This window comes from Aquiflexum balticum DSM 16537, assembly GCF_900176595.1.
GTDB lineage: Bacteria > Bacteroidota > Bacteroidia > Cytophagales > Cyclobacteriaceae > Aquiflexum > Aquiflexum balticum.
The window spans coordinates 2,720,134-2,731,839 of sequence record NZ_LT838813.1; the positions used below are offsets into that span (position 1 = coordinate 2,720,134).

At 38.5% G+C, this 11,706-nt stretch carries 10 protein-coding genes; 5 read left to right on the top strand and 5 right to left on the bottom strand.

Features of this window, described 5'->3' with window-relative positions; all coding sequences use genetic code 11:
- Positions 1-60: 60 nt before the first annotated feature.
- Positions 61-663, top strand: coding sequence for a hydrolase (locus B9A52_RS11610; protein ID WP_084120621.1), 603 nt, complete (start codon positions 61-63; stop codon positions 661-663).
- A gap of 70 nt (positions 664-733) precedes the next feature.
- Here the strand turns inward: B9A52_RS11610 and B9A52_RS11615 are convergent, their stop codons facing one another.
- Both B9A52_RS11615 and B9A52_RS11620 read right to left on the bottom strand, forming a co-directional pair.
- The gene (locus tag B9A52_RS11615; protein ID WP_084120622.1) at positions 734-1,897 is read right to left on the bottom strand and encodes a hypothetical protein; all 1,164 of its coding nucleotides are present in this window, start codon (positions 1,895-1,897) and stop codon (positions 734-736) included.
- Between the two features lie 108 nt (positions 1,898-2,005).
- Positions 2,006-2,524 carry a DUF4494 domain-containing protein gene (locus B9A52_RS11620; RefSeq protein WP_084120623.1) on the bottom strand — a complete coding sequence of 173 codons (519 nt, stop codon included), beginning with the start codon at positions 2,522-2,524 and terminating at the stop codon, positions 2,006-2,008.
- A 120-nt stretch (positions 2,525-2,644) separates the two neighbouring features.
- On the opposite strand from B9A52_RS11620, the gene B9A52_RS11625 reads away from it, so the two are divergent.
- Complete coding sequence (locus B9A52_RS11625) at positions 2,645-4,936, top strand: patatin-like phospholipase family protein (RefSeq protein WP_084120624.1); 2,292 nt, start codon at positions 2,645-2,647, stop codon at positions 4,934-4,936.
- Here B9A52_RS11625 and B9A52_RS11630 read toward each other — a convergent pair.
- Both B9A52_RS11630 and B9A52_RS11635 read right to left on the bottom strand, forming a co-directional pair.
- The gene (locus tag B9A52_RS11630) at positions 4,933-6,945 is read right to left on the bottom strand and encodes a monovalent cation:proton antiporter family protein (protein ID WP_084120625.1); all 2,013 of its coding nucleotides are present in this window, start codon (positions 6,943-6,945) and stop codon (positions 4,933-4,935) included. The genes B9A52_RS11625 and B9A52_RS11630 overlap by 4 nt on opposite strands.
- Positions 6,946-7,024: 79 nt before the next feature.
- Positions 7,025-7,504, bottom strand: coding sequence for an Mpo1 family 2-hydroxy fatty acid dioxygenase (locus tag B9A52_RS11635; protein WP_084120626.1), 480 nt, complete (start codon positions 7,502-7,504; stop codon positions 7,025-7,027).
- Positions 7,505-7,628: 124 nt separating this feature from the next.
- Between B9A52_RS11635 and B9A52_RS11640 the strand changes: the two genes are divergently transcribed.
- The 3 genes from B9A52_RS11640 to B9A52_RS11650 are packed head-to-tail and all read left to right on the top strand — an operon-like array spanning position 7,629 to position 10,883.
- Positions 7,629-8,750, top strand: a complete 1,122-nt coding sequence (locus tag B9A52_RS11640; RefSeq protein WP_084120627.1) for an NAD(P)/FAD-dependent oxidoreductase — start codon at positions 7,629-7,631, stop codon at positions 8,748-8,750.
- Positions 8,751-8,802: 52 nt separating this feature from the next.
- Positions 8,803-10,284, top strand: coding sequence for a Na+/H+ antiporter NhaC (gene nhaC / locus B9A52_RS11645; RefSeq protein ID WP_084120628.1), 1,482 nt, complete (start codon positions 8,803-8,805; stop codon positions 10,282-10,284).
- Positions 10,281-10,883, top strand: a complete 603-nt coding sequence (locus B9A52_RS11650; RefSeq protein ID WP_084120629.1) for a 3'-5' exonuclease — start codon at positions 10,281-10,283, stop codon at positions 10,881-10,883. The genes nhaC and B9A52_RS11650 overlap by 4 nt, the downstream gene beginning before the upstream one ends.
- Here the strand turns inward: B9A52_RS11650 and B9A52_RS11655 are convergent.
- Entirely contained in the window at positions 10,873-11,502 is a 630-nt protein-coding gene (locus tag B9A52_RS11655; protein ID WP_231955576.1) for an IMPACT family protein, read from the bottom strand. The genes B9A52_RS11650 and B9A52_RS11655 overlap by 11 nt on opposite strands.
- Positions 11,503-11,706: the final 204 nt, after the last annotated feature.

An 11,706-nucleotide genomic window follows, 5' to 3' on the forward strand; every position in this document is an offset into this window, starting at 1 on the left:
TACGACAAAGGACATAAATAATAATGTAAAAAGCAAAAATTAAGGTTTAAAATTATTAATATGGAGTTTTCTCATTTGCTAAATAGAAAAGAATTCGGTTCAATTTCCAACTTAGGCAATGTAATGTCGATTGAAGAGGCCTTGGAACTATTAAATTCCTGGGTAAAAAATGAAAAACTTGTTTTTCATATGAAGCAGGTTGGCCATTTAATGAGAGCTTATGCGGCAGCAAAAATGTACGACACGGAGACCCAATACCTGTGGTATCTTGCAGGATTGCTGCATGATGCAGATTGGGATCAGTGGCCTGATGAGCATTGCCGAAAAATCATCGAGGAACTGGAAGCAAGAAATCAGGATCCAAGATTAATGAAAGCAATCGCTAGTCATGGGCCAAGCTATTTTGGAGTCGAGCCTGAATCAGAGATGGATAAAATGTTGTATGCTTTTGATGAATTATCCGGTTTTGTCCATGCATATTCTCTAATGAGGCCACAGGGATATGAGGAAATGGAAGTCAAAGGGGTCAAAAAAAGGCTAAAAGATAAAGGTTTTGCTGCGCAAGTTAGTAGGGAGGATATTGCAGATGCTTCAGAAAGGGCTGAAATTCCAGTCGAGGATCTGATCCAATTCGTGATTGACAATCAGCTTAGACAAGTTTAGGCTGGTTCTCAGAGCGAAATACGCCTAAGCCAATCCAAATTGAAAACCTAGTTTTATTTTGGCCTGAATATTATTCAGGAGTATTCCCAAGCGAAAGGCTGTTGGATTGGCGGTCGTCAATCTCCTTTGCATACGTCCAAAAGGCTGATTCACTTTTTAAAAACAGGCCGGTATTTGCTGCAACGAACACTCTTTCTCCAAACAACCGAACATCATTTATATCTGATAACTCCAAGCCTTGGGTATCAATTTTCTTAAAGTTTATGGGTTGACCCGTAAATTCATTGAATTCCATGGCTTCGAAAATATTGCCTCCTAAAAAGGTTATCAATCGGTTTCCCAGTGCACGGAACTCTATTCTAAAAGGCAACGTTGCTATCGGCCTAAGATCTTCTAATGAACCTGACAAAGACAGGTACAGGATGTTATCGTCCCAGGCAACCAGTTTGCCATTGCTGAGAATGGTGTGCCCCAAGTGATAAAAGACCCCTTCATAATTTGCGTCAACTTTAGACAGCTTTCCATTTTTATCTACAAAATAGGTTCCTGCATTTAACCCACAATTGTGGACAAAGGAAACTAACCAACCTTCTCCGAAACGGCTCATTTTACCTGGTCTGTCTAAATCACAATTCGGGTTTCTGATTCCAAGTTGTGCTATATCAACCTTGATGATACCGGTGGTGTCCTGGGAGAGGCCATAGTTGCTCGTATGTTTTTCCAGATCAAAAATGTATAGATTTCGCTGATTCTTCACATGAACAAAAGCCAAAAGCAGATTATCGTTCAATTCAAATAGGCCTAGGTTTTCTCCTCCCCACATGTAGGCATCCTCGTAGGATTGGCCCAATGCATACGGCAAAAAAATGCTCTCCGGATTCCTTGTTTGGTTTACATAATACACTATAAACGACCTCAAGTAGTTATTGACCCCCACCGCGTAATCGTTACTGAAAGTTTGCTGATGGACTTGATTGTTTAATGCGTAGCAGCAAAGCTGTTCAACGGATAGATCATCGGAAATATACCCAGGGTTTGACCGGTCAGAGTAAAACAGCCGATTAGAGAGTATTTCAATTTTTCCGACATTGATTGAATTTCCTGCAAAGTTGCCATTGGGGACTCTTTCAAATATTTCAATTTCTTTTTCGGGCTGTGGATCGTCGTTTTTGTTGCAAGAGACCAAAGCCAAGACGGTCGCAAAAAGCAGAGAAAATGGGATTATTTTACTCATTGGTAAGAGGGTGCTAATTCAAACAATACAAATGTAGTTAGTTTCAACTAAATGAATCGGATTTTTTTAAAATCTTTGCGGCTTTCGAAGAAATAAAAAAAAAAGAGCTTATTCAGCCCCTTCTTCATATTCTCTTAATTCTGCCTCCACTTGGTTTAGCGGCCTCAGGTTTGCCGGAATCGGCGGATTGAGTTCCTCCTCTTTTTCATAAGGGAAAACTTCCACTATCGGGCTTTCGGTTACCTCAGGAACTCTAAAAGAAACCAACATATTGCTTAAGCTTTCATAGATACGGTCATATGCCTCTTTGACATCATGTGCAGTTACCAGCATAAATTGGGTGACTTTCTTTTCCTTGCCACTGTCGCCATCTGTTACAATATAGCTGATCTTGCACTTGTGCCAGATGTCTATGTCTTCAAAGAAAAAAACATCCACAAAATTGCTTTTGCTGATGTTTGTCACCTGAAAATCACCTCTGATGACAGAACCCAACATATCATAAATCCTGGCCTCAGCTTCCGTAAAAGATACCGCATCTACCAGGTACTGTTCAGAAACATTTTTGAGCAATCCCTGCTCATTTTCTTTGGCGTATTTAACCTTACACAAAAACCAAATCCTCATACTTGATCAATATTTTATTAGAGCAGCGAAGGTAATGGATATTGGTAAAAGCAACAATGAAAAATATTGATTTAGAAATCTTTTAAAAAATCCCGTATATTTTGAAGGAATCAAAAATACATGTGGCAAAAAATCATTTATAGCTTTCCGGTTCAGTTATTGTTTTTACACCTGAAGAAAAACCTGTTATTGTTATCCTTATGGTTTCTCTTGCTGTTGATAGCATTCCAAAGTTTTGGGACGGTCATCGGTCTGCCATATCTTTTGTTGGATCCCGAATACCTCAACAGGGTATCCTGGCAAGGTTTTTTCTTTGTGGGCGTAGCATTGGGGGTATTTACCATGTCATTTCATATGACCACCTATATTTTGGATGGGGCAAAATTCAAGTTTTTGGCTGTGATCCCAAGACCTTTCATCCAGTATTGTCTTAATAATTCGATCGTACCACTTATTTTTTATATCCTTTACCTTTTTGCATTTATAAGTTTTCAATTGGATAATGAACATGAAAATAACTGGGTCGTCCTAAATTATTTCTTGGGTTTTTCAGGAGGGACTATTTTAACCTATACTTTGTTGTTTTTGTATTTCGGACTTACCAACAAAGATTTTTTCATCCTTTTTGCAGGCAGTGTTGAAAAGAGGTTGAGAAAAACCAAATTACCTAGGGCAAATATGCTCAGAAGAATCAAAGAGAGTCAAAAGCAAAAGGATAAAGTGGCAGATTACTTGGATATCAGTTTTAGGTTCAAGGAAATCAGACAGGATCTTTCCAGGTTTGAATCCCATCAATTACTTCGGGTTTTTGATCAAAATCACCTGAATATGTTCATCATACAGACAGTCTTGATCAGCCTGATATTGGTCATGGGCTTGTTTAGAGAAAATCCTTTGTTGCAAATTCCCGCTGCTGCAAGTGGCATGTTACTTTTCTCCATATTGACAATGGTAGTAGGGGCATTTACTTTTTGGTTGAGGGAATGGGCAACTCCTGTAGTATTGGTAGGGATTCTACTTTTTAATTATGTGTCAAATACTGAATGGCTTAACAGGCCCCATACTGCATTTGGTTTGGATTATGATATGGAACCTGCTGCATATAATCTGGGAAATTTGAAGGTAATGCTTCATCAAGACAGTGTGGAAAAGGATAGAAAATTTACGCTGGAAATTCTGGAGAACTGGCGCAAAAAATTCCCTGCAAATGAAAAACCCAAAATGGTCTTCGTAGCGGTCAGTGGGGGTGGGCAAAGGGCTGCTTTATGGACTTTGAAAGTTCTCCAAGAAGCTGAAATTGCTTCAGAAGGAAGGATTTTTCGGCATACTCAAATGATCAGCGGGGCATCGGGAGGAGTAATTGGGGCTGCGTTTTTTAGAGAACTGTATCTGAGAAATCAGTTTGATCAAAAAACCGATTATTTAAAGGAAAAGTATCTTGATCAGATTTCTTCTGATAACCTCAATCCTATTATTTTCACCCTCTTGGTAAATGATATGTTGATCAGAAACCAATACTTTGAATACAATGGGAGAAGATACCTTAAGGATAGAGGGTTTGCTTTTGAAAGCCAATTGAACATCAATACAGAAGGAGTGATGGATAAAACCATTTCGGAATATTTGGAGCCGGAATATAACTCTCAGATTCCCATGTTACCGATTACACCTTTGATAACCAATGATGGCCGAAAATTGATCATTGCACCATATTCCATGTCCTACATGGGAATATCATTGGACCGAACAGAAGGATTTGATGAGAAAAGCCAATCTATTGATTTTCAAAGAATGTTTGCCGAGCATGAAGCAAAAAATTTAAGGTTTATAAGCGCCCTTAGAATGGGGGCAACTTTTCCTTTTATTACGCCAAATATTCAACTTCCATCCAAACCATTAATGCAGACAATGGATTCCGGTCTTTCGGATAACTTTGGCGTCCAGGATGCTTTACGTTTTATTTATGTTTTTCAGGAATGGATAAAGGAAAATACTTCGGGGGTGGTTTTAATTACTATCAGGGATTCTGAAAAATTTACTGAAATTGAACAAAAGCCATTACCCAGATTTTTTGAGAAACTGTTTACACCGGTCAAAAATATTTACATCAATTGGGACAATGTACAGACCCTGAACAATGAAGTGCTTTTTACAAGGATGAAAGAAACCATGGATTTTGAATTGGAGAGAATTGAATTTGAATATTCCACTTTACAATATCTCAGAGATAGAGGTTTGGCCGATCAATTGGGGCCATTTAGTCCTATCGATCAGGATATACAACGCGCTTCTTTAAATTGGAGACTTACGGCAAGAGAAAAAAAATCCATCATTGACAATATCAACAGCACTCAAAACAGGCTTTCATTGGAGAAAATAAAGCGCTTGGGGTTATTAACTCCTATGCCTTAATCCACTTCAATTTCTTTCTGAAAAGCTTCAATTGCTTCAATTTTTCCCACGACATACACGGTATCTCCAAGTTTTAGCTTTTGATCACCGGTAATTTCCGTGATGGTTCTATCCCCTCTTTTGATGGCCACCACGTTTACACCGATTTTTTCCCTAATGCCGGCTTCTTTAATTGGAATATTGATAAATGCTCCTGTATCTTTTTCAACTTTGAGGCTTACAAAATTGATTTCAGGCAAATCAATTTTGAACCTTGAAGTAACATCTGTGGTACCCCTGAACATTTCATAGTTGTGTGACCTTACTTCAGCAGTGAATTCCTCAATATCGTGCCGTGGAATCAGGTATTTGTGAAGAACCCTGTGGAATATTTCTATGGACGTTTCAAATTCCTCAGGTATCACCTCATCTGCACCAAGCTTATGGTTTTCTTCCATTTCATTGACATACCTGGTTCTCACAATGACATAGGGATTATGGGTAATATGCCTTATTGCAGTTATGATTCTTTTTGTAGCCTCCGCATTCGAAATTGCTATTACTGCTACTCGCGCTTTATGTATATTGATGTGCTCAAGAACAGATTCATTGGCGGCATCGCCGTACATAATTGGTTCTCCTTTCAATGCTTCAGCCCTAACTGTCTCGGGATTCATTTCAATAATGGCATAGGGGATGTTTGCCGATTTTGCTGCTTTGGAAAGGTTGTGCCCGTTTAATCCATATCCTATGATGACCAAATGATCTGTCAAAGATGGGTCTTCAATGGAAGGTTCAGGGATGTTTTCATTACCAAATCTTTTGTTCAGCCTGCTTGGAAGGGGTAAATTGAGTATACCGCACGCTAACTCCTCTCTCTTTTTCAGAACAAAAGGAGTGACGGCCATGGTAATGATCGAAATCGCAAGAAAATACTGGTAGGTTTCTGCATCAAACAAACTATATGTCATGCCTACTTTTGCCAATAAAAGCGAAAATTCACCCACTTGAAAAATTGATAAGCCAACCATAAATGCTTCCTTGAATCCTTGACCAATTGCTCTTACTGAAATAGAAGCAATTACAAACTTCACCACAAAAGTCAGAAGTGTCAGACCTATAATCACAAAAATATGGGAGAATAGGAAGGTAATGTCAAACAACATTCCTACTGAAACAAAGAAGAAGCTTAGAAACACCTCCCTGAAGGGAAGGATTTTCCCTGTTGCATGATGGCTGTAATCAGATTCACTGATAATCAGTCCTGCCAGGAAGGCCCCCAATCCCAATGAAAGCCCTAGAAGTGAAGTCAGGTATGCTACTGCAAAACAAATGACAATGATACTCAACAAAAACAATTCTTCATTTCTTGATTTTGCTATCCTGAACAAAAGATTAGGCACCAGGTATTTGGCACTTACTATTGTAATCAAAATAACTACTGTGCCTTTTATTGCCATCAGAAACAGCGATAAGGCAATGTTATCACTTTCTCCAGCCAGCATGGGAGTGAAAAGCATCAAGGGTACAATCACTACATCTTGGAAAATCAAAATCGCCAAAGTGGTCCTGCCGGGAATCGTATTGACCTGACCACCTTCCTGTAATAGCTTTAGCACAATTGCAGTACTGCTCAGGGAGAAAAGAAATCCAATAAAAACTGCTACATTCCAATCAAAACCCAGGAAATATGATATAAAAGTAGTGACCAAAATTGTAATGGATACCTGTAATGAACCACCGATAAAAACTGCTTTTTTGATGGAAAGAAGACTTTTTAAGGAAAACTCCATCCCAATGACAAAAAGTAGCAAGATTACGCCTATCTCAGAGAGAACCTCAACAGTTGTAGAAGCCTGAACCAATGATAAGCCATAAGGGCCTGCAATCGCACCGGTAAACAAAAAACCGATTATGGTGGGTATTTTAAGCCTCATAAAGAGTAAAATCACCAATGTAGCAAGTCCGAAAATCAGGACAATATCTGACAACATGGGCAATTCAACTGAAGCTAAAAGGTAGGTTAACATAAAAGAAAATTATTTTTAATTAAATTGTATTTAGTCAAAAATACAATATTGAATCTTAATAACTCCCTTTTAATTGAAATCAATAGGCCAATCCAAGTTTTTTATAAATAAAGTGCATCAACCAAGCAGGGCCTATCAATAAAAACTGTAGGTCCTTGAAAAAGGAAGGTTTCTGACCTTCAATCTTATGTCCATAAAATTGGAAAATCCAGGCTAAAATGAAAATAACGACGCTTACAGTCCATAAAGGAACAGGCGAAATCAAATCAATTAAATTGGCCAGAGCGAGACAAAGAGCAGAAAAGAAAAACATGCCCAAAGCCAAGGGCGGCGACAGCGAAACATAGTAAAGCAGGATAAAGATCAAAATCAAAGTGGCCCAATTGGCAAATCCATGTAAAAAAGGTAATAGGGTTGAAAGTTGCTCAGAAGGAATGCTGAAAACCAATCCCACTATACTGAAAAATATGGCAGGAACACAAATCCAATGTATGGTTTTGTTTGTTTCATTTTGATGGCTTTGGCCATATTCCAATAACAATTCATCAATTTTTCTCATGGTAACATTGGGTAGGTTGAAGGTAGTTAAATCAAAGTATGGAAATAATGAGTTGGGCTAATTTTGGAATATCTGCATTAAATTAATAAATAGCCTGAAATATCTCTAATCTGAAAAAAAAATAATGTTGAGTTTTTGGGAAAAGACGCATTTTTTAAACTTTGACCTGATTGTGATCGGAGGGGGTATAGTCGGTCTTTCGACAGCCATACAGTACAAAAAGCAGTTTCCTGGAAAAAAAGTACTGGTTTTGGAGCGAGGCCTATTTCCAAGTGGGGCAAGTACCAAAAATGCTGGTTTTGCCTGTTTTGGCAGCTTGACTGAAATTTTGGATGACCTCTGTCATCATTCAGAACTAGAAGTTCTCAACCTTGTGAAAAAAAGGTATTCAGGACTTTGTGCCATCAGAGAGGAGTTTGGAGATGAAGCTTTGGGATATCAAGCAACAAGTGGATTTGAATTGATTACTGAAAATGAGATTGCCGATTTGAAGCAACTCGGTAAAATCAATGATCTCTTATATCCGCTTTTCGGTAATTCGGTTTTTGAGGAGCTCAAGGATATTTCAAGATTTGGATTTTCAAAAAAAGTCCTGAAAGTTATCCAAAACAAATATGAAGGCGAGTTGGACTCGGGAAAGTTTATCCAATCCCTATGGGACAGATGTCAGCATTTGAACATTAAGATTCTGACAGGTGCAGAAGTCAGGCATTTGGATATTGAAAAAAGTGAAGTCATAGTAGGGGAAAGAGAAAGTGGGATTACTTTCAAATCAGAAAAAATTGCTGTCTGCACCAATGCCTTTACCAAAAATCTAATTCCCGAATTGGATATAGTGCCCGGTAGGGGATTGGTCATGGTCACCAAAAAACTCCCCAAAACCATACCATGGATCGGTTCTTTTCATTATGATAAGGGTTTTGTTTACTTCCGAAATGTGGATAATAGAATATTATTAGGAGGGGGAAGAAATATTGATTTCATAGGTGAACGGAGTACTGATTTGGTTATTAATGATAAAATCCGGAATTATTTGAAAGAAATATACAGTGAAATCATCATGCCTGGAGATCCTCCTGAATTAGAAATGGAATGGTCAGGAATCATGGCCTTTGGTGATTCCAAAACTCCAATTGTGAAAATGGTAAACAACCATGTAGGAGTCGCTGTCAGGTTAGGAGGAATGGGGGTAGCAATAGGATGGCAAACAGCCGGAGAATTGGTTGCTTTATTATCAAAAGTGTAATATTCCAAAAAATTACTAAATTCAATTTTTAAAATTTTCAAAAAACCCTTTGATGACAAAGAAACATAAGGAACCCTCTATACCCGAAGCATTATTTCCGATAGCTTTTCTCATAGTTTTACTCGTCATCAACATTTGGATATTTGGTACAGAGGGACTTTCAGGTTCCAATCAAATGGTTTTGGTGATATCGTCTGCCGTGGCTGCATTGGTGGCAGTATTCAGGCTTAACATCAAATGGGAAATCCTGCAGGATGGCATTGTCAAGAGTATATCCTCGGCTATGTCAAGCATTTTGATTTTGCTTTTGATAGGATCTCTTGCTGGTACTTGGATGCTCAGCGGTATAGTGCCTGCCATGATATATTATGGTTTACAGATTTTGAATCCGACCATATTTCTTATTGCAGCTTGCATTGTAAGTGCTATTGTTTCGGTTGCCACTGGAAGTAGTTGGACTACAGTTGCTACGGTTGGCGTTGCGCTTCTGGGGATAGGAAGGGCATTGGGCTTTGAAGAAGGCATTATCGCCGGCGCGATTATTTCGGGAGCTTATTTCGGGGATAAGATGTCACCTTTGTCAGATACCACCAACCTAGCTCCTGCGATGGCAGGAACGGATTTGTTTACCCATATCCGACATATGACCAAAACCACATTTCCAACTATGATTATCACGTTGATTATTTTTGGGATTATAGGTTTTACGTCAGGTGCTGAAGGTTCAGTCGGTCAGGTCAAAGAGATTTCGGCAGTTATTTTGGAAAATTTCAATATCAATGGCTGGCTTTTTATTGTTCCATTGGTAGTGATAGGAATGATTGTTAAGAAAATCCCTGCTGTACCTGCTTTACTCACAGGGGCTCTACTTGGAGGTGTTTTTGCCATCATTTTCCAGCCTGAGGTAATCAGACTTATAGCCAATGAAGCTGATTCCAGCATGGTTTACCAATCATTCAAGGCTGTCATGATGGCACTATATGGAGAAATAAGTGTTATCACTTCGAATGATGTAGTAAATGAATTGCTGATTACAAGAGGAATGGCAGGAATGTTGAACACCATTTGGTTGATTGTATGTGCCATGGCCTTTGGAGGAATTATGGAAGAAAGCGGAATGCTGAGGGTGTTGGCAGAAGCGGTAATCAGGAAAGTCCACTCTGTGGGTTCACTGATAGCATCAACGGCAGCGACTTGTGTTTTCTTCAATGTCACAACATCCGATCAGTATTTGGCTATTTTGGTTCCCGGAAGAATGTACGCTGATATTTACAGGAAACGAGGACTGAAACCCGAAAACCTTAGTAGAACCTTGGAAGATAGCGCGACTGTGACTTCAGTATTGATTCCTTGGAATACATGTGGTGCAACTCAAGCCTCCGTCTTAGGTGTAGCCACTTTAACTTATGCACCATATTGTTTTTTCAATATCATCAGTCCGTTTATGACCATCTTATTTGGTTATCTTAAATTGGGTATCAATTATTACAGTGAAGAGGAAATGTTGGAAATTAAAAAGGAGTTTGCGGTATGATTCCAAAAAAGATCTCAAAAACTGAAATCATGGATTTGCCTTTGGGGCAGTTTGAGGGAGAAATAATATTAATAGATAAACCTACTCAGATAGTGGATGTGGTCAAAGAGCTTTCCAGTGAAAATCTAATAGGTTTTGATACGGAAACCAGACCTTCATTTACCAAAGGCAGGCAACATCAGGTTGCCCTTTTGCAGTTGGCTACAAAGGATGTGGCATTTTTGATCAGGGTCAATCAGATTGGAATGCCTGGAGCAATCAAAGAATTGCTTGAAACCAAACAAATTGTCAAGATCGGTGCTGCTGTCAGAGATGACCTTAAAGCCCTCAGCAAGTTAAGAGAAACATTTGCACCACAGAGTTTCTATGATCTCAATGAGGAATTAAAAAGAGTGGGATTTGAAAATGTTGGTGTAAGGAATCTTGCAGCAATGGTTCTGAATGTCAGGATCTCAAAATCCGAACAAGTATCCAATTGGGAAGCCCCTGTACTCTCGGAAAAACAATTGCTTTATGCAGCTACTGATGCTTGGGCCTGTTTGGAAATTTACAATAAATTAAGTTACCAAGGATACCTTGAGGGAACTTTCAATCCTTAGAAAATTCAAGACCTTCAAGTTTTTCAAATTTTGAAATAACCTCATCCATCAAACCTTCCCGGACCAATAATGATATTTTACAATCATTGTCAAACTGTTGATTGATGATTTCCAGGTCATAATCCTTGATGATTTTCATCACATCATTCATTGACAAATAGTCAAATTGGAGTTTGACCTTGTGCTTTACTATTGCCTCTACAATGATATTATTGGAAATGGCTTCTGCTGCAGCAGTTCTATAAGCTGAAATCAATCCACCTACACCCAACTTCACCCCGCCAAAATACCTCACCACAACAATAAGGACATTGGTGAGTTGGTTGGACCTGATCTGACCTAGAATTGGATCTCCTGCGGAATGATTGGGCTCACCATCATCGTTGGCCCTGAAAATCTCCCTGTCCTTTCCCAAAACATAGGCATAGCAATGATGCCTTGCATCATGAAACTTTTTTCTTAAAATTTCGAGTTTTTCTTTTACTTCATCTTCATTGGAAGCAGGAAAGGCAAATGACAGAAACTTGCTGCCCTTTTCTTTGTAAAGTCCTTCAGAATCATCTGAAATGGTAAGATATGTATCTGTGGTATCCAAAACTAAGTTGATTGATTTGAGCAAACACTTGGTCAATTATTTGGCTTTTGGGCCTGATGTTTATAACTTAAAATGAAACTTATTTCAATCTTGTAGCAGGTATTTTAAAATAATAATCCTCATAAAACAAATTAACCTACATTTGGATAAGTTTTCAAGTTAAAGAATTAATTTAGAAGAAGATTATATCGGAAGATAAACACCAATTCGAGAGTTGAATGGTATAAT